Here is a 26,304-nt window from a genome sequence, read left to right on the forward strand (position 1 = left end):
ACCGAACGGGAAATGATAATAATGACGGATAATCCGCAATTTACCGCATTGCTGGCGGCCTGCCACTGGATTGGCGACAAAGGCTGGTGCCCGGCGACCGGCGGCAACATGTCGCTGCGCCTCGACGAACGTCAGTGCCTGGTCACCGAGTCCGGCAAAGACAAGGGCAGCCTGAGCGCCGCCGATTTTCTGCGGGTGGATATCGCCGACAATCATGTGCCGAGCGGCCGCACGCCGTCGGCGGAGACCGGGCTGCATACGCTGCTCTACCGCCTGTCTGCGCACATCGGCGCGGTGCTGCATACCCATTCCGTCAACGCTACCGTACTGTCGCGGGTGGAACGCGGCGATGCGCTGGTGCTGCAGGGATACGAAATGCAGAAGTCGCTGGCCGGCCAGCGCAGCCACCTGGACAGTGTGGCGATCCCCATTTTTGATAACGATCAGGATATCCCCCGGTTGGCGGCGCGCGTGGCGGCCTATGCCGAGGCCACGCCGCTGCAATACGGCTTTCTGGTGCGCGGCCACGGTCTGTATTGCTGGGGAAGCCAGGTGGCGGAAGCCCGCCGCCATCTCGAAGGGCTGGAATTCCTATTCCAGTGTGAACTGCAACGCCGCTTACTGGAGGCGAAATGATCCGCGCCATCGTGACCGATATTGAAGGCACCACCAGCGATATTCGCTTTGTGCATCAGGTACTGTTTCCTTATGCCCGCGAACGGCTGGCGGATTTTGTGCGCCGCCATGCCGCTGAGAGCGAAGTCGCCGCGCCGCTGGCGGCGCTGCGCGCTGAAATTGACCAGCCGCAGGCAGATCTCGATGCGCTGATCGCCGCCCTGTACCGCTTTATGGATGAAGATCGCAAATCCACCGCGCTCAAGGCGTTGCAGGGCATCATCTGGCGCAGCGGTTACCGCGAAGGGGATTTTCGCGGGCATCTGTACCCGGAAGTCGCCGGGCAGTTGGCCGCCTGGCAGCGGCAGGGAGTGAAGCTTTACGTCTATTCCTCCGGTTCGGTGGAAGCGCAGAAGCTGCTGTTCGGCCACAGCGACGCCGGCGATCTGCAGCCGCTGTTCAGCGGCTATTTCGATACGCACGTCGGCGCCAAGCGTGAAACCGCGTCGTACCGCAACATCGCGCAGGCTATCGGCATCGCGCCCGACGAGCTGCTGTTCTTGTCCGACATCCACCAGGAGCTGGATGCGGCGCAGGCCGCCGGCTGGCATACCTGCCAGCTGATCCGCGATGAGGCGGACGAGCAGAGCCGGCATCCGCAGGTTAACCGTTTTGATCGTATCGATTTAGGGGAGTTCGTCTCATGAGTGGATTGACCATTTTCAGCGATAAAGCGCCGCAGCAGCCGCTGTGGCAGAGCCGCGACGCGCAGGAAATCCAGCGCCAACTGGCGCAAATCGGCGTGCGCTTTGAACGTTGGCAGGCGGATCGCGAGCTGGGCGATAATCCGCAGCCGGAGGCGGTGATCGCCGCCTACCAGCATGAGATAGACCGGCTGGTGGCGGAAAAGGGCTACCAGAGCTGGGACGTGATCAGCATGCGGCCGGACCACGAGCAGCGTCAGGCGCTGCGCGAAAAATTCCTGTCCGAACACACGCACGGCGAGGATGAAGTGCGCTTTTTCGTTGAAGGGGCGGGGCTGTTTTGCCTGCATCTGGACGGCAAGATCTTCCAGATCCTGTGCGAAAAGAACGATCTGATCTCGGTGCCGGCCAACACTCGCCACTGGTTCGATATGGGATCGGCGCCGCACTTTACCGCGATCCGGGTGTTCGACAACCCGGAAGGCTGGGTGGCGCACTTCACCGGCGACACGATCGCCGATGCCTATCCGCGTCTGGACTGATCGTCAATCGGCGGGCGTTACCCCAGCGCCCGCTGGAAAATCCCCGCTTCAACCTGCTGCGGCGTGATCACGCCGCTGTCGAACACCCACCCGCTGATAAGCTTCGCCGGCGTGACATCGAACGCCGGATTGTACACCGGTGCCTCGTTCGGCGCCCACTGGCAGGCGCCGAAGCTGCCTGAAACGCCGGTGACTTCGGCCGCCGCGCGTTGCTCGATCGGGATGGCGGCGCCGTCCGGACAGTGCGGATCGTGGGTGGTGTGCGGGGCGGCCACGTAGAACGGGATGCCGTGATAGTGCGCCAGCACCGCCAGGCTGTAGGTGCCAATCTTGTTGGCGACGTCGCCGTTGGCGGCGATGCGATCCGCGCCGACCCACACCGCATCGACCTGGCCCTGCGCCATCAGGCTGGCGGCCATCGAATCGCAGATCAGACGATAGGGAATGCCCAGCTCGCCCAGTTCCCAGGCGGTCAGACGACCGCCCTGCAGCAGCGGCCGGGTTTCATCGACCCACACCTGTTGCACTTTGCCCTGCTGGTGGGCGCGCAGCAGCACCCCGATGGCGGTGCCGACGCCGGCGGTGGCCAACCCGCCGGTATTGCAGTGGGTCAGCAGGCGGCTGCCGGGCTTGACCAGCCCAGCGCCGTGATCGGCGATGCGATCGCACAGCCGGCGATCTTCCTCCACCAGCCGCAGCGCTTCGTTCACCATTGCCGGCGCCCAGTCAGGCTCCGCCAGCGCCAGCTTCATGCGATCCAGATTGTTCATCAGGTTAACCGCCGTCGGGCGCGCGGCGCGCAGCGTGTGCAGCGCCTGTTCCAGCTCGGCGCGCGGCAGACCGCGTTCCGCCAGCAGCGCCAACAGCAGGCTGGCGGACAGCCCGATCAGCGGCGCGCCGCGCACCCGCAGGCTGTGAATGTGCCCGACCAACTCTTCCACGCTGTCGCAGGCCCGCCACCGCTTTTCCTGCGGCAGAGCTTGCTGATCGAGGATCCAAAGGCGGTTATCTCGCAGGGTCAAACTGGTGGTGTTAAGCGCTTGCATCGGCGGTTAATTCCTTGTTGCGTGGTTATTGCATCTGAAACGCTATTCTGCCAACATGACTTCCAGATGTATAGACGTCCAAATGCTTTTACGTCTAAATAATCAGAGTCGCTGGGTCAGTGAGAGAGAACAGAGGGGTTGGGGAATGTCGCTTTATCGTACGTTTACGGCTGCCGATGCCGTTGAATATGCCCGCCAATACGGGCAGGTGGCCGAACCGCAGGCGCTGGTGAGCGCCGACGAGATCGGTGACGGCAACCTGAACCTGGTGTTCAAGATCCGCGATCGCGAAGGCGTGAGTCGGGTGATCGTCAAACAGGCGCTGCCCTACGTGCGCTGCGTGGGCGAATCCTGGCCGCTGACGTTGGATCGGGCGCGCATCGAAGCGGAAACGCTGCTGGTCCACGGCAGTTTCTGCCCAAGGCATACGGTAAAAGTCTTGCATCACGATCCCGAATTGGCGGTGATGGTGCAGGAAGATCTCTCCGATCATCGCATCTGGCGCAGTGAACTGGTGCAGGGGAACTATCACCCGCTGGCGGCTGGGCAACTGGCGGAATACCTGGCGCAGACGCTGTTTCACACCTCCGATTTTTATCAGTCGGCGCAGCAGAAGAAGGCGGAAGTCAGCCGTTTCACCAACCCCGAGCTGTGCCAGATCACCGAAGATCTGTTCTTTACCGACCCCTATACCGACCATGAGCGCAATCAGTTCGAGGCGGCGCTGTTGCCGCAGGTGCAGGCGCTGCGTGAGGATGCGCCGCTGAAGCTGGCGGTCGCCGGCCTGAAACATCGTTTCCTCAGCAAAGCGGAGGCGCTACTGCACGGCGATATTCACAGTGGTTCAATTTTCGTGGCGGAAGGGCGGTTGAAAGCGATCGACGCTGAATTCGGTTTCTACGGCCCGATCGGTTTCGATGTCGGCACTGCGTTAGGCAACTTGCTGCTCAACTATTGTGGCCAGCCGGGGCTGTTCGGGCCGCGCGACGCCGCCGCCGGACGCGAGCAGCGCCTGCAGGATGTGCGCGAGCTGTGGCTGATTTTCGCCGATCGCTTCCTGGCGCTGTGCCATCAGCAAAGCCGCGATGCGGCGCTGGCGACGCCGGGTTACGCCGAGCAGTTCCTGCAGCAGGTCTGGGCTGACGCAGTAGGGTACTGTGGCACCGAACTGATCCGGCGCACCATCGGCCTGGCGCACGTCGCCGATCTGGACAGCATCGCCGACGCCGACATGCGCCTCGACTGTCAGCGTCACGCCCTGGGATTGGGGCGCACGCTGATCGTCAATGCGCCGCAGATCGAGCATATCGATGCGCTGTTGGCGCGTATTCGCCAGCAGGGCTGAAAAGGCGGGTGCTCGTGGATCCTGCCTGACATTATCAGCCAACGGGCGGGGCGAACCCCGCCGTTGGGTTGCCTTACCGTTCGGATTCGTAAGCCAAAGTGGCCGCAACCTCCGAGTCTCCCAACCTGATGCGCAGTTCGCACAGCGAACCGCGGGTTAGCCAGATGAACGCGATCAGCGTCATACAGACGATCACCAGTTTAAGTACGACCCGTTTTTGCTGCATTTTTGACCTCCCTATCCTTGCCTTGCGGCGGGTAAGAGGCTAACCTGATGTTGCTTGGCATCAGAGTGGCCTCGGGTTGATAATATCGACTCGGGGCCTTTCTCTTTCTCTCCTTTGCCAAGGCTCCGGACAGAAAGATCCAGAGCACCCGCTGCGCAGTCTACTCGAACTTCCTTCCCGTGAAATCTGCCGTTGCGCCAACCTGCGGCGCGGTGCGCAGTTTGTGGTGCAAGAAAAGAAAAAGGGGCGATGATGATCGCCCCTTGGATGCGTGGAGTGGGAATTGGCGTTAAGCCGCTTCGGTCTGCTGTTGGCGCTTAGACTGCGCCGCCGGCTTTTCCGGCTTAGCGGCCGCCAGCGCATCCGGTGCAAAGTCGTCCACGTTGATGGAGCGCAGACGGCTCTCTTCGGCTTTCACCAGGATCTTCGCTTCGTCGGCGCTGATCTTGCCTTCTTCCAGCGCGCGTTCCGCCAAACGATCCAGACGGGTGAACGGCAGGTTTTTGCCGGCTGCCTTGCACAGACGTTCGTGAATCGGCTCGGCGGCCATCACGTCGGCCAGCGCCGCTTCCAGCAGGCCGATTGGGTTATGTTCGCTCGGCGTCAGGTACTGACCGCGCCCCAGGCGGCTGCGGGTGGCGGAAGGCACCTGCAGGATCTTGGCCAACTGGTGATCCAGGCGATCGGACGGTGCGGTATGCACGCGGCCGAACGGGAAGACCACGAAGCGCATCGCGCCAGCGATAAAGCGGTTCGGGAAGTTGCGCAGCAGGTCATCCAGCGCCTGTTCGGCTTTATGCAGGCTGTCTTGCACGCCCCAATGCACCAGCGGCAGATCTTCTTTCTGACGGCCTTCGTCGTCAAAGCGTTTCAGCACGGCGGAAGCCAAATACATCTGGCTGAGGATATCCCCCAGGCGAGCGGAGATGCGCTCACGGCGCTTCAGGCTGCCGCCCAGCACGCCCATGGAAACGTCCGACAGCAGCGCCAGGTTGGCGCTCAGGCGGTTCAACTGCTGATAGTAACGACGGGTCGCATCCTTGGTCGGCGTGGCGCTGGTGCGGCCGTTGGTCAGGCCCAGCCAGAAGCTGCGTACCTTGTTGCTGCCGACGTGGCCCAGGTGGCCGAACAGCGATTTATCGAAGGCGTTCAGATCGTTGTTCTGTGCCGCTGCCATTTCATCCAGCACATAAGGATGGCAGCGGATTGCGCCCTGGCCGAAGATCATCATGGTGCGGGTCAGGATGTTCGCGCCTTCCACCGTGATGGCGATCGGTGCGCCCTGATAGGCTCGAGCCAGGAAGTTGGATTCGCCCAGCATGATGCCTTTACCGCCGGCGATGTCCATGGCGTCAACGATCGACTGCTGGCCGCGGTGTGTACAGTGGTATTTGACGATGGCCGACAGCACGGCCGGTTTCTCGCCCTGCACCAGCGCGTAGGTGATCAGCGAAGCGGCGGCGTCCATCACATAGGTGTTGCCGGCGATGCGTGCCAACGGCTCTTCGATCCCCTCCATCTTGCCGATGGAGATCTTGAACTGACGGCGAATGTGCGCGTAGGCGCCGGTCGCCAGGGCGATGGATTTCAGGCTGCCGGTAGAGTTGGACGGCAGGGTGATGCCGCGACCGACCGACAGGCATTCAACCAGCATGCGCCAGCCCTGGCCGGCCATTTTCGGGCCGCCGATGATGTAATCGATCGGCACGAACACGTCGGTGCCGCGGGTTGGGCCGTTCTGGAACGGCACGTTCAGCGGGAAGTGACGGTTGCCGATTTCCACGCCCGGCGTGCTGGTTGGGATCAGCGCACAGGTGATGCCCGGGGATTCGTTGTCGCTCAGCAGGCGATTCGGGTCATGCAGTTTGAACGCTAGGCCCAGTACGGTAGCGACCGGCGCCAGCGTGATGTAGCGCTTGTTCCAGGTCAGGCGCATGCCCAGTACCTGCTTGCCTTGCCATTCGCCCATGCACACGGTGCCGACGTCTGGAATGGCACCGGCATCGGAGCCCGCTTCCGGGCTGGTCAGCGCGAAGCAAGGAATTTCGTCGCCGCGCGCCAGGCCCGGCAGATAGTGGTTTTTCTGTTCTTCGGTACCGTAGTGCTGCAGCAGTTCGCCCGGGCCGAGGGAGTTTGGCACGCCGACGGTGATCGCCAGGATGCCGGAAACGCCGGCCAGTTTTTGCAGCACCATCGCCTGAGCGTAAGGTGAGAATTCCAGACCGCCGTACTCTTTCTTGATGATCATCGCGAAGAAACGGTGTTCTTTCAGGTACGCCCAGAGTTCAGGCGGCAGATCGGCCAGTTCGTGGGTGATCTGGAAGTCGTTGGCCATGCGGCAGGCTTCTTCCACCGGGCCGTCGATAAACGCCTGCTCTTCTTCCGTCAGGCGCGGTTTCGGGTAGCTGTGCAGCTTGTTCCAGTCCGGCGCGCCGCGGAACAGATCGCCTTCCCACCAGGTGGTACCGGCGTCGATCGCTTCCTTCTCGGTGGTGGACATCGGCGGCATCACCTTGCGGAAGGCGCGCAGCGCCGGCGCGGAGAGCAGGGAACGGCGTACAGAGGAAAGGTTCAGCGGCAGCAGCACGATCGCCAGCGGCAGCAACAGCCAGAAGCTCCACAGGCCGATAGCACCCATGGCGGCAGTGTACGCCACCAGGATCAGGCTGCTGAGGGTAAGGTTCACTCGGTGGTAGAACACCACGCCGAGGAGAGCCAGGAAAACGACGATACTAAGAACCATCATAAGAAGCTCCGAAGTAGTAAGAGGTCTGACCTGTTGTGTGTATGTAATAGGTTTTAGTACAAGGCAGAATTTTTATCAATGCGTTTACAGTTTAATTACAACTCAGGTCACAAACTGACAGCACCAATCATCAAAAACCTCTCCGCTTCCTTAACTGGCGCGCTGTTTGGCTGAGAATGCTTCTCGCTGTTTCCGCGATCCGGTACACTGCGAAGCGGAAGATTTGACGATAACAAGAGGTTCCTCATGTACCACGACCTTATTCGCAGTGAACTGAACGAAGCAGCTGATACCCTGGCGAAATTTATCAATGACGACGCCAACATCGACGCCATCCAACGTGCGGCGGTGCTGCTGGCGGATTCCTTCAAAGCCGGCGGTAAAGTGATTTCCTGCGGCAACGGCGGTTCCCATTGCGACGCGATGCACTTCGCCGAAGAGCTGACCGGCCGCTACCGTGAAAACCGCCCGGGCTACCCGGCAATTGCCATCTCGGACGTGAGCCACCTGTCCTGCGTCAGCAACGACTTCGGTTATGAGTATGTGTTCTCGCGCTATGTGGAAGCGGTGGGCCGCGAAGGCGACGTGCTGCTGGGCATTTCTACTTCCGGCAACTCCGGCAACATCATCAAGGCCATCGACGCGGCGCGTGCCAAGGGGATGAAAGTGATCACCCTGACCGGCAAGGACGGCGGCAAGATGGCGGGTTCCGCCGATGTGGAAATTCGCGTGCCGCACTTCGGCTACGCCGACCGCATTCAGGAAATCCACATCAAAGCGATTCACATCTTGATTCAGCTGATCGAAAAAGAGATGGTTAAGGCTTGATAGCCTTCGGGGAGCTGCGGCTCCCCATGAATAAGACGGCGGACGCCGCATGGTGCGTCCGCACAGCCTGTGTCAGTGTGGTTAAGGAGTGCTGGCGATGTGTGAACTGCTCGGGATGAGCGCAAACGTACCGACCGATATCTGCTTCAGCTTTACCGGCCTGGTACAGCGCGGCGGCCGCACCGGGCCGCATAAGGATGGCTGGGGCATTACCTTCTATGAAGGGAACGGCTGCCGCACATTCAAGGATCCGCAGCCGAGCTTCAACTCGCCGATCGCCCGCCTGGTGCAGGACTATCCGATCAAGTCCTGCGCGGTGGTGTCCCATATTCGCCAGGCCAACCGCGGCGAAGTGGCGCTGGAAAACACCCATCCGTTCACCCGTGAACTGTGGGGCCGCAACTGGACCTACGCGCACAACGGCCAATTAAAAGGCTATCGTCAGCTGGATACCGGCACGTTCCGCCCGGTCGGCCAGACCGACAGCGAATACGCGTTCTGCTGGCTGCTGCATCAGCTGGCGCTGAAATACCCGCGCACCCCGAGCCAATGGCCGGCGGTCTTCCGCTATATCGGCCTGTTGGCGAACCAGCTGCGCAAGAAAGGGGTGTTCAACATGCTGTTGTCGGACGGGCGCTTCGTGATGGCCTATTGCTCCACCAACCTGTATTGGATCACGCGCCGCGCGCCGTTCGGTAAGGCGACGTTACTGGATCAGGATGTGGAGATCGATTTTCAGCAGCAGACCACACCGAACGATGTGGTCACGGTGATCGCCACCCAACCGCTGACCGCCAACGAAACCTGGCACAAGATTGAGCCAGGCGAGTTCGCGTTATTTCACTTCGGTGAGCGACTTGTTCTGAGCGAAGGGATTGGTGTTGGGCGTCGGGCTGGCTGACGCGTACTGCGTCATCTGGCCGCTGCTCATCAACGGTTGACCCAGCACATACTGGCCGTTGTCTACGGTCATCATCGGCGGCTGGTGGTTCTTCGCGAAGTAATCGTAACCCGGCTTCAGCTGGCGCCAGAAGGCGATATAGCTGGATGACGCATGGCGCTTGAGGTTTTGCTCGGTCATGCGGAACGGATAGATGCTGATATCGACGCGGCTTTGGCCATAGGCAAAAGCCGCTTCGACGTAGCGATAGATCTCATCCATATAGGTGTTGGTCATCGCGTAACAGCCGATCGATTTACATTCGCCGTGGATCATCAGATAAGCGCCGGAATAGCCCTGCGATTTATCGTAATCGTTAGGGAAACCGATATTGATCGCCCGATAATACTTGCTGTCGGGTTTCAGATGGCGTGCGTCAACGCTATAAAAGCCTTCCGGACTTTTAAAGTCGCCTTCACGACGTTTAGGACCCAGCCCGCCGGAGAAATTACAGATCGGGAACGTGTTGACCAGGCGGAATTCATTGCCCATTTTGGCATACAATTCCAGCTTGCGTTCCTCTTTGAAGATCTGAATATAGACCGGCGAACCCAATAATTGCTGTTTAACTACCGGTGCTTCGGGTACCTGCTCGCTGGCGCTGCAGGCCGTGATCATCGGCATAGAAACAAGCATCGCAAACAACAGCGCGATTTTGCTCATTATTATTCCTGCTTATATTTATCTGTCGGCGCAATTGAGGTTGGCCAACATGCCACTGATTATTGTTTTTACTGCTGCAAAACATCGCCAGATTACCAGCGCGTTTATTTTTAGCAATACGTGATATGTATAAAAAAACGACAAAGCTCGATAAAAGTGAAATGACCGGCAGATTTTAACGATAAGTAGTGAAAAACAGGCGAAATTTAATTGCGTTTGCTTGACCCAAGTCACGACGTAACGCAGAACAATGTTGCGAACAATGTTAATATTCTCTCTTCAATTTAACGCGCTGTGGCGATTGAAGCGGCAAGAGTTATTGCATATAACCCGGCCGTTTTGATGGTTATTTGGCTACATGCCGTTAACACATCGACTGTCGCGCAAACAACGGAAAGGGGGATTCAAGGGAATGCGCGTTACCCCAGTTTTTCACTGCGAGAAAGTTCATGTTGGGCGTGCCGTTGTGCGCACTGCCCGGCAATCCTGGCATCGTCAGCACCCGCCTCTGGGGCCGGGCAGACGTGTAAACCCAACTACATCGTATAAATCCTATGATTAAGATCAGAAAAGGGTTAGATCTGCCGATAGCCGGAGCCCCGGTTCAGGCGATCCAAGATGGCCCGAACATTCAGCATGTCGCCCTGCTTGGGGAAGAGTATATCGGAATGCGCCCCTCCATGCTGGTGCAGGAAGGCGATACCGTTAAGAAAGGCCAGGCGTTGTTCGAAGACAAGAAAAACCCCGGGGTTTTCTTCACGGCTCCCGCCAGCGGCCGCATCGTCGCGATTAACCGCGGCGAGCGGCGCGTATTGCAATCGGTGGTGATTGCGCTGGAAAACGGCGGCGACGATCAGCTCGAGTTTGCGCACTACCCGCAGGGGGAATTGGCCCAGTTGCCACGCGAACAGGTCGAGAGCGAACTGATCGCCAGTGGCCTGTGGACCGCACTGCGCACCCGCCCGTTCAGTAAAACGCCAAGCCCCGGCAGCGAACCGCGCGCCATTTTCGTCACCGCGATGGATACCCAACCGTTGGCCGCCGATCCGCAGGTGATCATCGCCGAGCAGCAGGCGGCGTTCAACGCCGGGCTGGTGGTCTTGGCGCGTCTGACGGCGGGCAAGGTGCACGTATGCCACGCCGCCGGCGCCTCGGTTGGCCAGCAGAGCGGCCCGCAGATCGCCTACAGCGAATTTGCCGGCCCGCATCCTGCCGGGCTGGTGGGCACCCACATTCACTTCCTTGAACCGGTCAGCCTGAAGAAAATCGTTTGGCACATCGGCTACCAGGACGTCATCGCCATCGGCACGCTGTTCACCACCGGTAAGCTCGATACCCGCCGGGTCGTGGCGCTGGCCGGGCCGCAGGTGGCGCAGCCGGCGCTGCTGCGCACCCGCCTGGGGGCCAGCCTCGAGGAGCTGACCGCCGGCCGCCTGAAAGACGGCGAGAACCGGGTGATCTCCGGTTCGGTGCTGAACGGCATGCACGCCGCCGGGCCGAACGCCTGGCTCGGCCGTTTCCACTCGCAGGTGTCGGTGCTGGAAGAAGGGCGCGACAAAGAGCTGTTCGGCTGGATCGTGCCGTCGCCGAACAAGTTCTCCATTACCCGCACCACGCTGGGCCACTTCCTGAAGAACAAACTGTTCGCCTTCTCGACCACCACTAACGGCGGCGAACGCGCCATGGTGCCGATCGGCAACTACGAGCGGGTGATGCCGCTGGATATTTTGCCGACGCTGCTGCTGCGCGATTTGCTGGCGGGCGACAGCGACAGTGCGCAGGCGCTGGGCTGCCTGGAGCTGGACGAGGAAGATCTGGCGTTGTGCACCTTCGTTTGCCCCGGCAAGTATGAGTACGCGCCGGTGCTGCGCGAGGTGCTGACCAAGATTGAGCAGGAAGGATAACCGATGGGCCTGAAGAATTATTTTGAGAAGATAGAGCATCACTTCACGCCGGGCGGCAAACTGGAAAAGTGGTACCCGCTATATGAAGCGACCACCACGGTGTTTTATACCCCCGGCACGGTGACGCGCGGCGCTTCGCACGTGCGCGACGCCATCGATTTGAAACGCATGATGATCCTGGTGTGGCTGGCGGTGTTCCCGGCGATGTTCTGGGGCATGTACAACGTCGGCCAGCAGGCGATCCCGGCGCTGCACCATCTGTACAGCGGCGACGCGCTGCAACAGGTGCTGGCGGGCGACTGGCATTATCGTCTGGCGCAGTGGCTAGGCGCCTCGCTGGCGGCCGACGCCGGCTGGGTCAGCAAGATGGTGCTGGGCGCCTGTTACTTCCTGCCGATATACGCCGTGGTGTTTGTCGTCGGCGGCTTCTGGGAAGTGCTGTTCGCCATTATCCGCAAGCATGAGGTCAACGAAGGTTTCTTCGTCACTTCAATCCTGTTTGCGCTGATCGTGCCGCCGACCCTGCCGCTGTGGCAGGCCGCGCTGGGCATCACCTTCGGCGTGGTGGTGGCCAAAGAGATCTTCGGCGGCACCGGGCGCAACTTCCTCAACCCGGCGCTGGCCGGCCGCGCCTTCCTGTTCTTCGCCTATCCGGCGCAGATCTCCGGCGATTTGGTGTGGACCTCCGCGGACGGTTTCTCCGGCGCGACGCCGCTGGCGCAGTGGAGTGCAGGCGGGGCGCACAGCCTGAGCAACGTGGCCACCGGCCAGTCCATCAGCTGGCTGGACGCCTTCCTCGGCAACATTCCCGGCTCCATCGGTGAAGTCTCCACGCTGATGATCCTGATCGGCGGGGCGATTATCCTGTTCGGCCGCGTGGCCTCCTGGCGCATCGTCGCCGGCGTGATGCTCGGCATGGTGGCTTCCGCCCTGTTGTTCAACGCCATCGGTTCGGACACCAACCCGATGTTCGCCATGCCGTGGTACTGGCATCTGGTGCTGGGCGGCTTCGCCTTCGGCATGATCTTTATGGCGACCGACCCGGTTTCCGCCTCCTTCACCAATAAGGGGAAATGGTGGTACGGCATTCTGATCGGCGTGATGTGCGTGCTGATCCGGGTGGTCAACCCCGCCTATCCGGAAGGCATGATGCTGGCGATCCTGTTCGCCAACCTGTTCGCACCGCTGTTCGATTACCTGGTGGTGCAGGCCAACATCAAGCGGAGAAAAGCCCGTGGCGAATGAAGCGAAAAACGACGGCATCGGTAAAACGCTGCTGGTAGTGCTGCTGCTGTGTCTGGTGTGTTCAGTGGTGGTGGCGGGCTCCGCCGTCGGCCTGAAGTCCAAACAGCAGGAGCAAAAGCTGCTCGATAAGCAGCGCAATATTCTCGACGTAGCCGGCCTGTTGCAGCCGAAAATGGAGAGCGAGCAGGTCAAGCGTCTGTACAGCGAGCGCATCGAACCGCGCCTGGTGGATCTGAACAGCGGCGAGTTTGTCGCCGGCAAGGCGGCGGCGTTCGATCTGGGCGCCGCGCTGCGCGACGACGCCAAAAGCGTGGCGTTGCCCGCGGGCGACGATCCGGCCGGTATCAAACGCCGTAGCAACCAGGCGGAAATCTACCTGGTGCGCGACGAAAGCGGCCAGGTGAACAAGCTTGTGCTGCCGGTATACGGCACCGGCCTGTGGTCGATGATGTACGCCTTCGTGGCGCTGGATAACGACGGCAACACGGTCAAGGGCATCACCTACTACGACCAGGGGGAAACGCCGGGGCTGGGCGGTGAGGTCGAGAACCCGTCCTGGCGCCAGCAGTGGGTCGGCAAGCAGCTGTTCGACGACAACGGCCAGCCGGCGATCCGCGTGGTGAAAGGCGGTGCGCGTCAGGGGGATGTGCACGGGGTGGACGGCCTGTCCGGCGCCACGCTGACCTCCAACGGCGTGCAGCATACGTTTGATTTCTGGTTGGGCGAGCACGGCTTCGGCCCGTTCCTGAAAAAAGTTCGTGAAGGAGCGCTGAAAAATGGCTGATTCCAAAGAGATAAAGCGGGTCCTGTTGGGGCCGCTGTTCGACAATAATCCGATCGCCTTGCAGGTGTTGGGCGTCTGTTCTGCGTTGGCAGTGACCACCAAGCTGGAGACGGCGGTGGTGATGACCATTGCGGTGACGCTGGTCACGGCATTCTCCAGCTTCTTCATCTCGCTGATCCGTCACCATATTCCCAACAGCGTGCGCATCATCGTGCAGATGGCGATCATCGCCTCGCTGGTGATCGTGGTCGATCAGCTGCTGCGCGCCTATGCGTTCGAGATCTCCAAGCAGCTGTCGGTGTTCGTCGGCCTTATCATCACCAACTGTATCGTGATGGGGCGCGCCGAGGCTTATGCCATGAAGTCGCCGCCGATCGAGAGCTTTATGGACGGCATCGGCAACGGGCTGGGCTACGGGGTGATCCTGGTGCTGGTCGGTTTCCTGCGCGAGCTGATCGGCTCCGGCAAGCTGTTCGGCGTCCCGGTGCTGGAAACGGTGCAGAACGGCGGCTGGTACCAGCCGAACGGCCTGTTCCTGCTGGCGCCGAGCGCGTTCTTCATCATCGGCCTGCTGATCTGGGTGCTGCGCACCCTGAAGCCGGCGCAGATCGAAAAGGAGTAAAGGCCGATGGAACACTATATCAGCCTGTTTGTGCGCGCGGTGTTCGTCGAGAACATGGCGCTGGCGTTCTTCCTCGGGATGTGTACCTTCCTGGCGGTGTCGAAGAAGGTCTCGACCGCCTTTGGTCTGGGCATCGCGGTGACCATCGTGCTCGGCATTTCGGTGCCGGTGAACAACCTGGTCTACAACCTGATCCTGCGCGACGGCGCGCTGGTGGAAGGCGTCGATCTGAGCTTCCTCAACTTCATCACCTTCATCGGCGTGATCGCGGCGCTGGTACAGATTTTGGAGATGATCCTCGATCGCTTCTTCCCGTCGCTGTATAACGCGCTCGGCATCTTCCTGCCGCTCATCACCGTGAACTGCGCCATCTTTGGCGGCGTGTCCTTCATGGTGCAGCGCGACTATAACTTCGCCGAGTCGGTGGTGTACGGCTTTGGTTCCGGCACCGGCTGGATGCTGGCGATCGTCGCCATGGCGGGGATCCGCGAAAAACTCAAGTATGCCAACGTGCCGGCAGGGCTGCGCGGCCTGGGCATTACCTTTATCACCACCGGACTGATGGCGCTGGGCTTCATGTCCTTCTCCGGTGTTCAGTTGTAAAGGCGGGAAGAATTTATGGAAATTATTTTAGGCGTAGCAATGTTCACCACCATCGTGATGGTGCTGGTGTTGCTGATCCTGTTCGCCAAATCGAAGCTGGTGAACACCGGCGACATCGCGGTGGAAATCAACGGCGATCTGGATAAGAGCTTCCATGCGCCGGCGGGCGACAAGCTGCTCAACGTGCTCTCCAGCCAGGGGATCTTCGTCTCCTCGGCCTGCGGCGGCGGCGGTTCCTGCGGCCAGTGCCGGGTGGTGATCAAAGAGGGCGGCGGCGATATCCTGCCGACCGAGCTTTCGCACATCAACAAGCGCGAAGCGAAAGAAGGGTGCCGCCTGGCGTGCCAGGTGAACGTGAAGCAGAACCTGAAGATCGAGCTGCCGGAAGAGATCTTCGGCGTGAAGAAATGGGAGTGCGAGGTTATCTCCAACGATAACAAAGCCACCTTTATCAAAGAGCTGAAGCTGAAGATCCCCGATGGCGAGGACGTGCCGTTCCGCGCGGGCGGCTTTATCCAGATCGAAGCACCGGCGCACGACATCAGCTACGCCGACTTCGACGTGCCGCAGGAGTATCGCGGCGACTGGGACAAGTTCAACCTGTTCCGCTACCGCTCGACGGTGAACGACACCACGGTGCGCGCCTACTCGATGGCCAACTACCCGGAAGAGAAGGGCATCATCATGCTCAACGTGCGTATCGCCACGCCGCCGCCGAACAATCCGGACGTGCCGCCGGGCATCATGTCTTCCTATATCTGGTCGCTGAAAGCCGGTGATAAGGTGACCATCTCCGGGCCGTTCGGCGAGTTCTTCGCCAAGGACACCGACGCCGAAATGATCTTCATCGGCGGCGGCGCGGGCATGGCGCCGATGCGTTCGCACATCTTCGACCAGCTCAAGCGCCTGAACTCGAAGCGCAAGATCACCTTCTGGTACGGCGCGCGTTCGCTGCGCGAGATGTTCTATGAAGACGACTTCAACCAGCTGCAGGCGGAGAACGAAAACTTCACCTGGCACGTGGCGCTGTCGGATCCGCAGCCGGAAGATAACTGGACCGGCTACACCGGCTTTATCCATAATGTTCTGCTGGAGAACTACCTGAGGAACCACCCGGCGCCGGAGGACTGCGAGTTTTACATGTGCGGGCCGCCGATGATGAACGCCGCGGTGATCAAGATGCTCAAAGATCTGGGCGTCGAAGACGAAAACATCATGCTGGATGACTTTGGTGGCTAAATTGCGCGCATTGGCGATGAAGAACTGGCTGACGGGTGTGGCGCTGAGCGCCACCCTGCTGCTGACCGGCTGCGGGCCGGAACAGGTGGACCTGATGGGTAAAACCATGGGCACCTCGTATTCGATCCGTTACGTGACCGGCGAAGATACGCCGTCGGCGCGCGAGATGCAGGCGGAGATCGACAAACGGCTGGAGCAGGTGAACGATCAGATGTCCACCTACCGGCCGGATTCCGAGCTGAGCCGCTTCAACGCCAGCCGCGACATTGACCGGCCGTTCCCTGTTTCGCCGGCCACCGCCGAAGTGGTGCGCGAAGCGCTGCGCATCAACCGCGTCACCGACGGTGCGCTGGACGTGACCGTCGGGCCGCTGGTCAACCTGTGGGGCTTCGGCCCGGAAGGGCGGCCGGATAAAGTGCCGAGCGAGGCGGAACTGGCGCACCGCCGCGCCTGGACCGGCGCCGACAAACTGTCGGTGCAGGGCAGCGCGCTGGTGAAAAGCATCCCCGAGCTGTATGTCGATCTGTCGTCGATCGCCAAAGGGTATGGCGTGGACGTGGTGGCGGAATATCTGCAGTCCCGGCATGTGAAGAACTACATGGTGGATATCGGCGGCGAGGTGCGCACGCGCGGGCATAACGGCGAGCAAAAGCCGTGGCGCATCGCCATCGAGCGCCCGACCGCCGGTACGCAGCAGCAGGCGCAGCTGGTGATCCAGCCGGGGGAGATGTCGATCGCTACCTCGGGTGACTATCGCAACTACTTCGAGCAGGACGGGGTGCGCTATTCGCACACCATCGATCCGGTCACCGGCCGACCCATTCACCACCGTTTGGTGTCGATCACCGTGCTGAGCCCGACCTGCATGACCGCCGACGGCCTGTCCACCGGCCTGAACGTCATGGGGCCGGAGCGCGGCCTGGCGCTGGCCAACCTGCTCGGCATTCCGGTGTTCATGATCGTGAAAACCGCCGACGGGTTTGAGGAGCGTTACTCAGACGCGTTCAAGCCCTATCTGAAAAAGCGTTCGTGAGGTTGCTATGTTGACGGTATTCGCCGCTACTTTCGTGTTGTTCCTGCTGATCGTCGGCGGCATGTCGCTGGGCTATGTGTTCAAACGCAAAAGCCTGCAGGGCAGCTGCGGCGGCATCACCGCGCTGGGCATGGAGAAAGTCTGCGACTGCCCGGAGCCGTGCGATGCGCGCAAAAAGCGCGAAGCCAAAGCGGCGCAGCGGCGCGAGCAGTTGGAAAAGCACCGTATTCTGTAGCGAAAACCCGGCCTTGGCCGGGTTTTTTATTTCGCCTTGCGGAAGCTTTTCGCCTCGGCCGGCGAGTTGACCATCACGCCGTCAGCGCCCAGCGCCAGCGCCTGCTGATATTCCTGCGGCGAGTTGACGCCGAACAGGATAATGTGCGCCGGGCCCTGCGAGCGGAAACAGTCCATCGACTCTTTATCCCAGGTCAGAAACGCCTTCGAACGCCCTTCGCCGAGGGTATATTTCTCCACCACTTCCACCTCGCGCTTCAGCTCCAGCCCGTACCAGCGCGGCTGCCGGTTGTCCGGTTTGACGTCGCACTGGTGCGCCATGGTGACGTTGGCCAGCAGCGTGCGGGTTTCGTCGCGGCTTTCAAAGCGCGGGATGGCCGGCGGCAGCGCCTGCAGGTATTTGGCGTCGGTAGAGTAGACGCGGATGCGGTTCAGGCTGTCGGTGCTTTGCAACGTCGCCAGCAGCGTTTGGCCAAACTGCGCCGGATCGGCGTCCGGGGATTTGATGTCCAGATAAAAAGTGACGTGCGGAAACGCTTTAAGCACGTCGTCGAGCCGTGGAATGCCGATACCCTGGCCGCGGAACGGGTGTGCGTCACCCTTGGCGAAGGCCCAACCGGCGTCGGTCTCGGCCAGCTGCGCGGCGGTATAGGCAGAAACAGGACCCTGCCGGTTGGTCAGCGCTTTCAGGTCCGAGGGGCGATACAGCACGATGATGCCGTCTTTGGATGCTTGCAGGGTGATCCAGATGGCGTCGGCGCCGTTTTTCAGCGCGGTTTCGATGGCGATGCGAGTGTTTTCCGGCGCATCGGCGGTGCCGCCGCGATGGGCGACGATCGCCGGCGCATGACCGGCGGCGGCGCTGGCCGCCAGCGCGCTCAGCGACAGCGCGGAAGCCAGCAGCAAATGAGAAAATCTGATCATGTAGGGTACCTTGTCGTTATCGTTGTGGTGAGCCGCACGGGATGGCGGAAATCATACTATTGAAAAATTAAGCTTTTTTAACAACGCGGAAATATCTGTCAGAAACGCCGCTTTCCTCGAGCTCTGCGGCCTTGAGCTTTTGGTACCTGGCTGTATACTTATACAGTATTATTGGAGGGTGCGATGCGTAAAATCATTCATGTCGATATGGACTGCTTCTTCGCGGCAGTGGAGATGCGCGACGATCCCAGCCTGCGCGATATCCCGCTGGCGATTGGCGGTAGCGCCGATCGCCGCGGGGTGATCAGCACCGCCAACTACCCGGCGCGGCGCTACGGCGTGCACAGTGCCATGTCCACGGCGATGGCGCTCAAACTGTGCCCGCATCTCACCCTGCTGCCGGGGCGCATGGCGGCCTACAAAGAAGCTTCGCTGCACATCCGCGAAATCTTCGCCCGCTATACCTCGTTGATCGAGCCGCTTTCGCTCGACGAGGCCTACCTCGACGTGACCGACAGCCCGCAATGCAACGGTTCGGCGACGCTGATCGCCCAGGAAATCCGTCAGGCGATCGCCGACGAGCTGAACCTCACCGCGTCGGCCGGCATCGCGCCAATCAAGTTTCTCGCTAAAATCGCCTCCGAGATGAACAAGCCGAACGGGCAATACGTGATCACGCCGGCGCAGGTGCCGGCGTTTTTGCAGCAGCTGCCGCTCAGCAAGATCCCCGGCGTCGGCAAGGTGACCGCCAAGCGGCTGGAGGAAGTGGGGCTTATCACCTGCGCCGACGTGCAGCAATACGATTTGGCGCAGCTGCTCAAGCGCTTCGGCAAGTTCGGCCGGGTGCTGTGGGAGCGCTGTCAGGGCATCGATCGGCGCGAAATCTCTCCTGAGCGGCTGCGCAAATCGGTGGGGGTGGAGCGCACGCTGGCGGAGGATATTCACGACTGGGAAGACTGCGAAACGCTGATTATCGACAAACTCTATCCCGAGCTGGAGATGCGGCTGCGCAAGGTGAAGCCGGATCTGCACATCGCCCGGCAGGGCGTGAAGCTGAAGTTTCAGGATTTTCAGCAAACCACCCAGGAGCACGTGTTCCCGGTGCTGAACCGGCAGGATTTGCTGGAGGTGGCGCGGCAGGCGTGGCGCGAGCGGCGCGAAGGGCGCGGCGTGCGGCTGGTGGGGTTGCATGTGACGCTGCTCGATCCGCAGCTGGAGCGGCAGCTGGCGCTGTCGTGGGAATAAAAAAGCCGGCGGTCGCCGGCTTTTTGCGTTAAGCGTGCAGATTACGCGCGCTCAGGGATTGCTTTCAGCAACGAGGTCAGCAGCTTCCAGTACAGGCCGACGCTTTCGATATGCACCTGCTCATCCGGCGAATGCGGGCCGGTGATGGTTGGCCCGATCGATACCATGTCCATGTTTGGATATGGCTTTTTGAACAGACCGCATTCCAGACCGGCGTGGATCACCATGATGTTCGGCGTCTTGTCGAACAGATCCTGATACAGCTCGCGCACCAGGTGCATCACCGGCGAGTCGGCGTCCGGCTGCCAGCCCGGGTAGCCGCCCTTCGGCGCCACTTTAGCGCCGGCCAGCTGGCCCAACGCGGTCAGCATCTCGACCACGTAGTCTTTGCCACTGTCGATCAGGGAGCGGATCAGGCAGATGATTTCCGCTTCGTTTTCGCTGGTGGTGACCACGCCGACGTTCAGCGAGGTTTCCACCACGCCTTTCACCGCGTCGCTCATGCGGATCACGCCGTTCGGCGTGCCGTTCAGCAGCGCCAGGAAGCGCTGCTGGCTGTCGGCGCTCAGCGCCAGCGAAGCGCTGGTGGTCGGCTCCAACAGCACGGTGATGTTCTTCTCTTTGGCGGAGAGTTCGTTCTGCAGCACGGCCAGGAACTCCTGGCTCAGCGCTTTCAGTACGTCGGCCTTGTCCGCCGGCACCGCTACCACCGCGGAGGCTTCACGCGGGATGGCGTTGCGCAGGGTGCCGCCGTTCAGGTCCAGCACGCGCAGGTTCAGCGCCGCCGCATGGGCGAACAGGAAGCGCGCCAGCAGTTTGTTGGCGTTGCCCAGCCCGACGTGGATCTCGGCGCCGGAATGGCCGCCTTTCAGGCCCTTGAGGGTCAGCTTCAGGGTTTGGTAACCGGCCGGCACCGCTTCGCGCTGCAGCGGCAGGGTGGTGATGAAGTCGATACCGCCGGCGCAACCCATGTAGATTTCGCCTTCTTCTTCGGAATCGGTATTGATCAGGATATCCGCCTGCAGCCAGTTCGGCTGCAGCCCGAAGGCGCCGTCCATCCCCGCTTCTTCGGTCATGGTCAGCAGCACTTCCAGCGGGCCGTGCTCAACGCTGTCGTCGGCCAGCACCGCCAGGGCGGAGGCCATGCCGATGCCGTTGTCGGCGCCCAGCGTGGTGCCGCGCGCTTTCACCCACTCGCCGGCGATATAAGGCTGGATCGGATCCTTGGCGAAGTCGTGTACGGTGTCGTTATTCTTTTGCGGCACCATGTCCAGGTGTGCCTGCAGCGCGACTGGCTTGCGGTTTTCCATGCCTTTGGTGGCTGGTTTGCGCAGCAGGATATTGCCGACCCGATCACGCTCGGCGTGCAGGTTCTTTTCTTTGGCCCAGGTGAGGATGTGCTGCGCCAGCGCTTCTTCATGATAAGAAGGGTGCGGGATAGAACAGATCTTGGCGAAAATATCCCACAGCGGCTGTGGCGAAAGCTGAGACAATTCAGACACTATAAGTCTCCTGTGACGGCAGGCTCCGACAGGACGGGCATGCCGCGCGGTTAAGGTGAGCGGGTATCTGTGCGTCGTGGCACGATCGTCAGAGAATATCACTTTATTTCCGGCGGTGCGCCCCCCGTATTGTGCGGTTTAAGCGCTTGATCACATGGCTTCGCTGCGGGAACGCTCGCTTTTTCAGCATCAATCACCGAAAAGCCGCCCGGCGGAAATCGCGAGGTTTTCCTCGGTACAGCTGGAATTCAACGCGGCCAGTCTCTATAATCTCGCGCAACCTTTTTTCCCCTGAACTACAAATAAGCCGCTTCACCGCCGGCTGGGACACGATTCTATGAGCGAAAAATACGTTGTTACCTGGGATATGCTGCAAATGCACGCACGCAAGCTGGCGCACCGCCTGCTGCCTGCCGACAAATGGACGGGCATCATTGCCGTCAGCCGCGGCGGCCTGGTGCCGGCGGGCCTGCTGGCGCGCGAACTGGGCATCCGCTATGTGGATACCGTCTGCATTTCCAGCTATGACCATGACAACCAGCGCGAAATGAAAGTGCTCAAGCGCGCCGAAGGCGACGGTGAAGGCTTCATCGTGGTGGACGATCTGGTGGATACCGGCGGCACCGCGAAAGCGATCCGCGACATGTATCCGAAAGCGCATTTCGTCACCATCTTCGCCAAGCCGGCGGGCCGTCCGCTGGTGGACGACTACGAAGTCGACATCCCGCAGGATACCTGGATCGAACAGCCGTGGGACATGGGCGTCAGCTTCGTTCCCCCGATCGGCGGTCGCTAAGTCCAGCCAGTTCCAGCCCAACGCCCGGTTATGCCGGGCGTTTGCGTTATCTTGGTTTATCCCGCCAGAGTTAGGTACACTACCTCCAGTTAAGTAGGCCTTTTGCGGCCTATCGCCAGATTTACGGAGGCTGTTGTTACCATGGCACAGGCCAACCTTTCTGAAATTCTTTTCAAGCCCAAATTCAAACACCCTGAAACCTCGACGCTGGTGCTGCGCGCGCGCAACAAAGTGAGCGCCGCCATGCATTCCGCATTGGAAGGCGACACCACCGGCAGTTGGTATCGCATGCTGAATCCGTTGCTGTGGGCCTGGCGCGGCGTTAGCCCGATCGAAATCCACGAAGTGCTGGCGCGCATCGCCGCCTCGGACGCCGAGCGCAGCAATCCGCAGCGGCTGGATACCGTGGTGGGCTACCGCAACGGCAACTGGATCTACGAGTGGATCCATCAGGGCATGCAGTGGCAGCAGCGGGCGACGGAACAGCAGGATCCGCTGCTCGGCGGCGAGTACTGGCTGAAGGCCGCGAGCCTGTACAGCATCGCCGGTTACCCGCACCTGAAGGGCGACGAGCTGGCCGAACAGGCGGAGATGCTCGCCAACCGCGCTTACGAAGAGGCGGCGCTGTTGCTGCCGTATCAGCTGAAAGAGCTGGAGTTCCGCATCGAAGGCGGCGGCAGCGTCACCGGTTTCCTGCACATGCCGGAGAAGGGCGAGGCGCCGTTCCCGACGGTGCTGATGTGCGGCAGCCTCGATACGCTGCAGACCGACTATCATCGCCTGTTCCGCGACTACCTGGCGCCGCACGGTATCGCCATGCTGACGCTCGATATGCCGTCGATCGGTTCTTCGTGCAAGTGGAAGCTGACGCAGGACTCCAGCTACCTGCACCAACAGGTGCTGATCCAGCTGGCCTCGGTGCCGTGGGTGGATCATCAGCGGGTGAGCGCCTTCGGCTTCCGCTTCGGCGCCAACGTGGCGGTGCGGCTGGCCTATCTGGAGCCTCAGCGGCTGCGCGGCGTAGCCTGCCTGGGGCCGGTGGTGCATCGCCTGCTGTGCGACAGCAGCACCCAGTTGAACGTGCCGGACATGTATATGGACGTGCTGGCCAGCCGCATGGGCATGGCTAACGCCTCGGACAACGTGCTGAAGGTGGAGCTGAACAGCTACTCGCTGAAAATGCAGGGGCTGCTGGGGCGCCGCTGCCCGACGCCGATGATCTCCGGCTACTGGGAGCGCGATACGCTCAGCCCGAAAGAGGAGTCGCAGCTGATCGTCACCTCCTCGGTGAGCGGCAAGCTGGTCGCCATCCCGCGCACCCCGGTTTACGACAGCTTCCACCGGGCGTTGCTGCAGATGTCCGGTTGGCTGAGGGACAAAATGCGTTAATTAGTTGCTAAATTTTAACAGTTTGTTAAAAAGAGTGGTCTACATTGAGGAGGTTAGAGAATGACGTTACCGAGTGGTCACCCTAAAAGCCGACTAATGAAACGTTTTGCCAGCTTGGGGCCGTACCTGCGTGAAGGGCAATGTGAAAACGACCGTTTTTTCTTTGATTGTTTGGCCGTCTGCGTCAATGTAAAGCCCGCTCCGGAGAAGCGTGAGTTCTGGGGCTGGTGGATGGAGCTGCAGGCGGAAGAGGCGCGCTTCACCTATTCGTACCAATTCGGCCTGTTCGACAAGGAAGGCGACTGGACGGCGCAAAACATTAAGGATGATGAAGTAAACGCCAAGCTGGAAGACACCCTGCGCGACTTCCATCGCCGCCTGGGCGAGCTGCTGGCGACCATGGAACTGGGGCTGGAACCCGCCGACGATTTCAAAGAAAAACTGATCAAACTCTCCGCCTGACCCCGTTTGACCACGTATTGTGCTGATTTCGCGTTGTGCCTGTTGGCATAACGCGTCTCTCCTGTTACAAAGACCTTTGCACTCTTCTTCTCATCATTACACACGGCAGAAATACTATGAACGGCAGCCAGACATTGGTTGTGAAATTGGGCACCAGCGTGTTGACCGGCGGATCGCTGCGTCTGAACCGCGCCCACATTGTCGAATTGGTGCGCCAATGTGCGCAGCAACACGCCGCGGGCCACCGCATTGTCATCGTCACTTCCGGCGCCATCGCCGCCGGGCGCGAACACCTGGGCTACCCCGAGCTGCCCGCCACCATCGCCTCCAAGCAGCTGCTGGCAGCGGTAGGGCAGAGCCGGCTGATCCAGCTGTGGGAACAGCTGTTCTCCATTTACGGCATTCACGTCGGGCAGATGCTGCTGACGCGCGCCGATCTGGAAGACCGCGAGCGCTTCCTCAACGCGCGCGACACCATGACGGCGCTGCTGGATAACCGCATCGTGCCGGTAATCAATGAGAACGACGCCGTCGCCACCGCCGAAATCAAGGTGGGCGACAACGATAACCTGTCGGCACTGGCGGCCATTTTGGCCGGCGCCGACAAACTGCTGCTGCTGACCGATCAGCAGGGCCTCTACACCGCCGATCCGCGCAACAACCCGCAGGCCGAACTGATCCGTGAAGTGCACGGCATTGACGACGCGCTGCGCGCCATCGCCGGCGACAGCGTCTCCGGTCTGGGCACCGGCGGCATGGGCACCAAGCTGCAGGCGGCCGACGTGGCCTGCCGCGCCGGCATCGACGTAGTGATCGCCGCGGGCAGCAAGCCGGGCGTGGTGGCGGACGTGATCGAAGGCAAACCGGTGGGCACCCGTTTCCACGCGTTGGAAACCCCGCTGGAAAACCGCAAGCGCTGGATCTTCGGCGCGCCACCGGCCGGTGAGATCACCGTCGACGACGGCGCGGTGGAAGCGATGATGGCGCGCGGCAGCTCGCTGTTGCCGAAGGGCATCCGCGAAGTGAAGGGCGACTTCTCGCGCGGCGAAGTGATCCGCATCCGCAACCTGGCGGGGCGCGATCTGGCGCACGGCGTCAGCCGCTACAACAGCGACGCGATGCGCATGATCGCCGGGCACCACTCGCAGGAAATCAGCGAGATCCTCGGTTATGAATACGGTCCGGTGGCAGTGCACCGCGACGATATGATTGTCAGTTAAGGAGTGAGCATGCTGGAGCAGATGGGGAAGGCCGCCAAGCAGGCCTCCTGGCAGCTGGCGGTGCTGAGCACGGCGAAGAAAAATCAGGTGCTGTCGGTGATGGCCGACAGGCTGGAAGCCAACAGTGAAGCGATCCTGCTGGCGAATGAACAAGACATGGCGCAGGCGCGCGCCACCGGCATGAGCGAAGCGCTGCTCGACCGCCTGCTGTTGACCCCGGCGCGGCTGGCGGCGATCGCCAACGACGTGCGCCAGGTATGCCGCCTGAACGATCCGGTCGGCCACGTGCTGGACGGCAACCTGCTGGACAGCGGGCTGAAGCTGGAGCGCCGCCGGGTGCCGCTCGGCGTGATCGGCGTGATTTACGAGGCGCGGCCGAACGTCACCATCGACGTCGCCAGCCTGTGCCTGAAAACCGGCAACGCGGTGATCCTGCGCGGCGGGAAAGAGACGCACAACACCAACCAGGCGACGGTGAAAGTGATCCAGCAGGCGCTAGAACAGTGCGGCCTGCCGGCGGCGGCGGTGCAGGCGATCGACAGCCCGGATCGCGCGCTGGTGAACGAACTGCTGCGCCTGGATCGCTATGTCGACATGCTGATCCCACGTGGCGGCGCCGGCCTGCACAAGCTGTGCCGCGAGCAATCGACCATCCCGGTGATCACCGGCGGCATCGGCGTGTGCCATACCTACGTGGATGCCGATGTCGATTTCGACAAGGCGCTGACGGTGATTGAAAACGCCAAGATCCAGCGCCCGAGCGCCTGTAACTCGCTGGAGACGCTGCTGGTGAACCGCAGCATCGCCGCCGAGTTCCTGCCGGCGCTGAGCGCCAAAATGGCTGCGGCGGGCGTGACGCTGCACGCGGCGGAAAACGCACTGCCGCTGCTGCAGGGCGGCCCGGCGACGGTGGTGCCGGTGAATGCGGAGGATTACGACGACGAATGGCTGTCGCTGGATCTGAACGTGCTGCTGGTGGACGATATCGATCAGGCCATCGATCACATCCGCACCCACGGCACCAACCATTCCGACGCGATCCTCACCCGCTCGCTCAGCAGCGCCGAGCACTTCGTGCGCGCGGTGGACTCCTCGGCGGTGTACGTTAACGCCAGCACCCGCTTCACCGACGGCGGCCAGTTCGGCCTGGGCGCAGAAGTGGCGGTGAGCACCCAGAAACTGCACGCCCGCGGCCCGATGGGCCTGGATGCGCTGACCACCTACAAGTGGATCGGCTACGGCGACGATCTGGTGCGCAGCTAAGGCCGCATTGCGGTCATAAAGCGGTCAGGGCGTACCATGCTGCGCCCTGATTGTTTTTGGAAAAGAGGGTCTGCACGACAGTCTGGTTGCTTGCAAAACAACCAAACGCCCCGGCGGCTATTGACTCATTTCGCGCGCAGGTCTACCTTGTTCAACGCACTTCCGGCTTGCCCCGCAGGCCCGG

General features: G+C 61.2%; 26 protein-coding genes. 20 read left to right on the top strand and 6 right to left on the bottom strand.

Annotation, left to right across the window (positions count from 1 at the left end):
• Positions 1-21: 21 nt before the first annotated feature.
• From WA302_RS00095 to WA302_RS00105, 3 genes are read left to right on the top strand one after another with little or no spacing between them, the layout of a single operon-like run.
• A complete protein-coding gene (locus WA302_RS00095) occupies positions 22-636 on the top strand; it encodes a methylthioribulose 1-phosphate dehydratase (protein ID WP_025301659.1) in 615 nt (204 codons plus the stop codon).
• Positions 633-1,322, top strand: coding sequence for an acireductone synthase (gene mtnC / locus WA302_RS00100; protein ID WP_043135516.1), 690 nt, complete (start codon positions 633-635; stop codon positions 1,320-1,322). The genes WA302_RS00095 and mtnC overlap by 4 nt, the downstream gene beginning before the upstream one ends.
• The gene (locus WA302_RS00105) at positions 1,319-1,861 is read left to right on the top strand and encodes a 1,2-dihydroxy-3-keto-5-methylthiopentene dioxygenase (protein ID WP_043135518.1); all 543 of its coding nucleotides are present in this window, start codon (positions 1,319-1,321) and stop codon (positions 1,859-1,861) included. The genes mtnC and WA302_RS00105 overlap by 4 nt, the downstream gene beginning before the upstream one ends.
• Positions 1,862-1,878: 17 nt before the next feature.
• Here WA302_RS00105 and mtnA read toward each other — a convergent pair whose 3' ends face one another.
• Positions 1,879-2,907: an S-methyl-5-thioribose-1-phosphate isomerase gene (mtnA, locus tag WA302_RS00110; RefSeq protein ID WP_025301662.1), complete on the bottom strand. Its 1,029-nt coding sequence runs from the start codon at positions 2,905-2,907 to the stop codon at positions 1,879-1,881.
• Between the two features lie 145 nt (positions 2,908-3,052).
• Between mtnA and mtnK the strand changes: the two genes are divergently transcribed.
• Positions 3,053-4,252: an S-methyl-5-thioribose kinase gene (gene mtnK / locus WA302_RS00115; protein ID WP_025301663.1), complete on the top strand. Its 1,200-nt coding sequence runs from the start codon at positions 3,053-3,055 to the stop codon at positions 4,250-4,252.
• A gap of 73 nt (positions 4,253-4,325) precedes the next feature.
• On the opposite strand, the gene WA302_RS00120 is transcribed toward mtnK, so the two are convergent.
• Together WA302_RS00120 and fadE are read right to left on the bottom strand one after the other, a co-directional pair.
• Positions 4,326-4,478, bottom strand: a complete 153-nt coding sequence (locus WA302_RS00120) for a Hok/Gef family protein (protein ID WP_004930217.1) — start codon at positions 4,476-4,478, stop codon at positions 4,326-4,328.
• Positions 4,479-4,767: 289 nt separating this feature from the next.
• Positions 4,768-7,224: an acyl-CoA dehydrogenase FadE gene (fadE, locus tag WA302_RS00125; RefSeq protein WP_025301664.1), complete on the bottom strand. Its 2,457-nt coding sequence runs from the start codon at positions 7,222-7,224 to the stop codon at positions 4,768-4,770.
• Between the two features lie 246 nt (positions 7,225-7,470).
• Between fadE and lpcA the strand changes: the two genes are divergently transcribed.
• Positions 7,471-8,052: a D-sedoheptulose 7-phosphate isomerase gene (gene lpcA / locus WA302_RS00130; RefSeq protein WP_004930220.1), complete on the top strand. Its 582-nt coding sequence runs from the start codon at positions 7,471-7,473 to the stop codon at positions 8,050-8,052.
• Positions 8,053-8,149: 97 nt separating this feature from the next.
• On the top strand, positions 8,150-8,953 hold the full coding sequence (locus tag WA302_RS00135) for a class II glutamine amidotransferase (protein ID WP_025301665.1): 804 nt from the start codon (positions 8,150-8,152) through the stop codon (positions 8,951-8,953).
• Here WA302_RS00135 and dpaA read toward each other — a convergent pair.
• Positions 8,888-9,655 (bottom strand): peptidoglycan meso-diaminopimelic acid protein amidase, encoded by a 768-nt coding sequence (gene dpaA, locus WA302_RS00140; protein WP_089180575.1) that lies wholly within the window; start codon positions 9,653-9,655, stop codon positions 8,888-8,890. The genes WA302_RS00135 and dpaA overlap by 66 nt on opposite strands.
• Positions 9,656-10,209: 554 nt before the next feature.
• Between dpaA and WA302_RS00145 the strand changes: the two genes are divergently transcribed.
• From WA302_RS00145 to nqrM, 8 genes are read left to right on the top strand one after another with little or no spacing between them, the layout of a single operon-like run.
• Positions 10,210-11,559, top strand: coding sequence for a Na(+)-translocating NADH-quinone reductase subunit A (locus WA302_RS00145; protein ID WP_043135525.1), 1,350 nt, complete (start codon positions 10,210-10,212; stop codon positions 11,557-11,559).
• A 3-nt stretch (positions 11,560-11,562) separates the two neighbouring features.
• Entirely contained in the window at positions 11,563-12,804 is a 1,242-nt protein-coding gene (locus WA302_RS00150) for an NADH:ubiquinone reductase (Na(+)-transporting) subunit B (RefSeq protein ID WP_016928991.1), read from the top strand.
• Positions 12,794-13,588 (top strand): Na(+)-translocating NADH-quinone reductase subunit C, encoded by a 795-nt coding sequence (locus tag WA302_RS00155; protein ID WP_025301668.1) that lies wholly within the window; start codon positions 12,794-12,796, stop codon positions 13,586-13,588. The genes WA302_RS00150 and WA302_RS00155 overlap by 11 nt, the downstream gene beginning before the upstream one ends.
• On the top strand, positions 13,581-14,210 hold the full coding sequence (locus WA302_RS00160) for an NADH:ubiquinone reductase (Na(+)-transporting) subunit D (protein WP_004930232.1): 630 nt from the start codon (positions 13,581-13,583) through the stop codon (positions 14,208-14,210). Before WA302_RS00155 ends, WA302_RS00160 begins: the two co-directional genes overlap by 8 nt.
• A 6-nt stretch (positions 14,211-14,216) precedes the next feature.
• Positions 14,217-14,813, top strand: coding sequence for an NADH:ubiquinone reductase (Na(+)-transporting) subunit E (gene nqrE / locus WA302_RS00165; RefSeq protein ID WP_004930235.1), 597 nt, complete (start codon positions 14,217-14,219; stop codon positions 14,811-14,813).
• 15 nt (positions 14,814-14,828) lie between these two features.
• The gene (nqrF, locus tag WA302_RS00170) at positions 14,829-16,052 is read left to right on the top strand and encodes an NADH:ubiquinone reductase (Na(+)-transporting) subunit F (protein ID WP_043135532.1); all 1,224 of its coding nucleotides are present in this window, start codon (positions 14,829-14,831) and stop codon (positions 16,050-16,052) included.
• Positions 16,036-17,085 carry an FAD:protein FMN transferase gene (locus tag WA302_RS00175; RefSeq protein WP_193402564.1) on the top strand — a complete coding sequence of 350 codons (1,050 nt, stop codon included), beginning with the start codon at positions 16,036-16,038 and terminating at the stop codon, positions 17,083-17,085. The genes nqrF and WA302_RS00175 overlap by 17 nt, the downstream gene beginning before the upstream one ends.
• A 7-nt stretch (positions 17,086-17,092) precedes the next feature.
• Positions 17,093-17,320: a (Na+)-NQR maturation NqrM gene (nqrM, locus tag WA302_RS00180; RefSeq protein ID WP_016928987.1), complete on the top strand. Its 228-nt coding sequence runs from the start codon at positions 17,093-17,095 to the stop codon at positions 17,318-17,320.
• Between the two features lie 26 nt (positions 17,321-17,346).
• On the opposite strand, the gene WA302_RS00185 is transcribed toward nqrM, so the two are convergent.
• Positions 17,347-18,243 carry a glycerophosphodiester phosphodiesterase family protein gene (locus WA302_RS00185; RefSeq protein ID WP_049206249.1) on the bottom strand — a complete coding sequence of 299 codons (897 nt, stop codon included), beginning with the start codon at positions 18,241-18,243 and terminating at the stop codon, positions 17,347-17,349.
• A gap of 183 nt (positions 18,244-18,426) precedes the next feature.
• Between WA302_RS00185 and dinB the strand changes: the two genes are divergently transcribed.
• Positions 18,427-19,488, top strand: a complete 1,062-nt coding sequence (dinB, locus tag WA302_RS00190; protein ID WP_049208688.1) for a DNA polymerase IV — start codon at positions 18,427-18,429, stop codon at positions 19,486-19,488.
• 41 nt (positions 19,489-19,529) lie between these two features.
• Here the strand turns inward: dinB and pepD are convergent, their stop codons facing one another.
• A complete protein-coding gene (pepD, locus tag WA302_RS00195) occupies positions 19,530-20,990 on the bottom strand; it encodes a beta-Ala-His dipeptidase (RefSeq protein ID WP_060447678.1) in 1,461 nt (486 codons plus the stop codon).
• Between the two features lie 337 nt (positions 20,991-21,327).
• Here pepD and gpt point away from each other — a divergent pair, with 337 nt between their 5' ends.
• From gpt to proA, 5 genes are all read left to right on the top strand, one after another.
• Positions 21,328-21,786 (top strand): xanthine phosphoribosyltransferase, encoded by a 459-nt coding sequence (gene gpt, locus WA302_RS00200; protein WP_025301674.1) that lies wholly within the window; start codon positions 21,328-21,330, stop codon positions 21,784-21,786.
• Between the two features lie 141 nt (positions 21,787-21,927).
• Positions 21,928-23,175: an esterase FrsA gene (gene frsA, locus WA302_RS00205; protein WP_021504999.1), complete on the top strand. Its 1,248-nt coding sequence runs from the start codon at positions 21,928-21,930 to the stop codon at positions 23,173-23,175.
• A 60-nt stretch (positions 23,176-23,235) separates the two neighbouring features.
• A complete protein-coding gene (crl, locus tag WA302_RS00210; protein ID WP_004930258.1) occupies positions 23,236-23,637 on the top strand; it encodes a sigma factor-binding protein Crl in 402 nt (133 codons plus the stop codon).
• 116 nt (positions 23,638-23,753) lie between these two features.
• The gene (gene proB / locus WA302_RS00215) at positions 23,754-24,857 is read left to right on the top strand and encodes a glutamate 5-kinase (protein ID WP_015376738.1); all 1,104 of its coding nucleotides are present in this window, start codon (positions 23,754-23,756) and stop codon (positions 24,855-24,857) included.
• Positions 24,858-24,866: 9 nt separating this feature from the next.
• The gene (proA, locus tag WA302_RS00220) at positions 24,867-26,120 is read left to right on the top strand and encodes a glutamate-5-semialdehyde dehydrogenase (protein ID WP_015376739.1); all 1,254 of its coding nucleotides are present in this window, start codon (positions 24,867-24,869) and stop codon (positions 26,118-26,120) included.
• The last annotated feature ends 184 nt before the right edge of the window (positions 26,121-26,304 follow it).

This window comes from Serratia sp. 201 (assembly GCF_037027545.1).
Classification (GTDB): Bacteria; Pseudomonadota; Gammaproteobacteria; order Enterobacterales; family Enterobacteriaceae; genus Serratia; species Serratia bockelmannii.

What these genes read in the sequence shown, in the direction of transcription:
- WA302_RS00135 (WP_025301665.1), top strand. Translation starts at nt 8,150, where the DNA reads ATGTGTGAACTGCTCGGGATGAGCGCAAACGTACCGACCGATATCTGC.
- dinB (WP_049208688.1), top strand. Translation starts at nt 18,427, where the DNA reads ATGCGTAAAATCATTCATGTCGATATGGACTGCTTCTTCGCGGCAGTG.
- crl (WP_004930258.1), top strand. Translation starts at nt 23,236, where the DNA reads ATGACGTTACCGAGTGGTCACCCTAAAAGCCGACTAATGAAACGTTTT.
- WA302_RS00185 (WP_049206249.1), bottom strand. Translation starts at nt 18,243, where the DNA reads ATGATCAGATTTTCTCATTTGCTGCTGGCTTCCGCGCTGTCGCTGAGC.
- nqrF (WP_043135532.1), top strand. Translation starts at nt 14,829, where the DNA reads ATGGAAATTATTTTAGGCGTAGCAATGTTCACCACCATCGTGATGGTG.
- fadE (WP_025301664.1), bottom strand. Translation starts at nt 7,224, where the DNA reads ATGATGGTTCTTAGTATCGTCGTTTTCCTGGCTCTCCTCGGCGTGGTG.
- nqrM (WP_016928987.1), top strand. Translation starts at nt 17,093, where the DNA reads ATGTTGACGGTATTCGCCGCTACTTTCGTGTTGTTCCTGCTGATCGTC.
- WA302_RS00105 (WP_043135518.1), top strand. Translation starts at nt 1,319, where the DNA reads ATGAGTGGATTGACCATTTTCAGCGATAAAGCGCCGCAGCAGCCGCTG.
- WA302_RS00160 (WP_004930232.1), top strand. Translation starts at nt 13,581, where the DNA reads ATGGCTGATTCCAAAGAGATAAAGCGGGTCCTGTTGGGGCCGCTGTTC.
- WA302_RS00175 (WP_193402564.1), top strand. Translation starts at nt 16,036, where the DNA reads ATGACTTTGGTGGCTAAATTGCGCGCATTGGCGATGAAGAACTGGCTG.
- WA302_RS00150 (WP_016928991.1), top strand. Translation starts at nt 11,563, where the DNA reads ATGGGCCTGAAGAATTATTTTGAGAAGATAGAGCATCACTTCACGCCG.
- dpaA (WP_089180575.1), bottom strand. Translation starts at nt 9,655, where the DNA reads ATGAGCAAAATCGCGCTGTTGTTTGCGATGCTTGTTTCTATGCCGATG.
- lpcA (WP_004930220.1), top strand. Translation starts at nt 7,471, where the DNA reads ATGTACCACGACCTTATTCGCAGTGAACTGAACGAAGCAGCTGATACC.
- mtnK (WP_025301663.1), top strand. Translation starts at nt 3,053, where the DNA reads ATGTCGCTTTATCGTACGTTTACGGCTGCCGATGCCGTTGAATATGCC.
- proB (WP_015376738.1), top strand. Translation starts at nt 23,754, where the DNA reads ATGAACGGCAGCCAGACATTGGTTGTGAAATTGGGCACCAGCGTGTTG.
- frsA (WP_021504999.1), top strand. Translation starts at nt 21,928, where the DNA reads ATGGCACAGGCCAACCTTTCTGAAATTCTTTTCAAGCCCAAATTCAAA.
- mtnA (WP_025301662.1), bottom strand. Translation starts at nt 2,907, where the DNA reads ATGCAAGCGCTTAACACCACCAGTTTGACCCTGCGAGATAACCGCCTT.
- gpt (WP_025301674.1), top strand. Translation starts at nt 21,328, where the DNA reads ATGAGCGAAAAATACGTTGTTACCTGGGATATGCTGCAAATGCACGCA.
- WA302_RS00095 (WP_025301659.1), top strand. Translation starts at nt 22, where the DNA reads ATGACGGATAATCCGCAATTTACCGCATTGCTGGCGGCCTGCCACTGG.
- WA302_RS00145 (WP_043135525.1), top strand. Translation starts at nt 10,210, where the DNA reads ATGATTAAGATCAGAAAAGGGTTAGATCTGCCGATAGCCGGAGCCCCG.
- proA (WP_015376739.1), top strand. Translation starts at nt 24,867, where the DNA reads ATGCTGGAGCAGATGGGGAAGGCCGCCAAGCAGGCCTCCTGGCAGCTG.
- WA302_RS00120 (WP_004930217.1), bottom strand. Translation starts at nt 4,478, where the DNA reads ATGCAGCAAAAACGGGTCGTACTTAAACTGGTGATCGTCTGTATGACG.
- nqrE (WP_004930235.1), top strand. Translation starts at nt 14,217, where the DNA reads ATGGAACACTATATCAGCCTGTTTGTGCGCGCGGTGTTCGTCGAGAAC.
- mtnC (WP_043135516.1), top strand. Translation starts at nt 633, where the DNA reads ATGATCCGCGCCATCGTGACCGATATTGAAGGCACCACCAGCGATATT.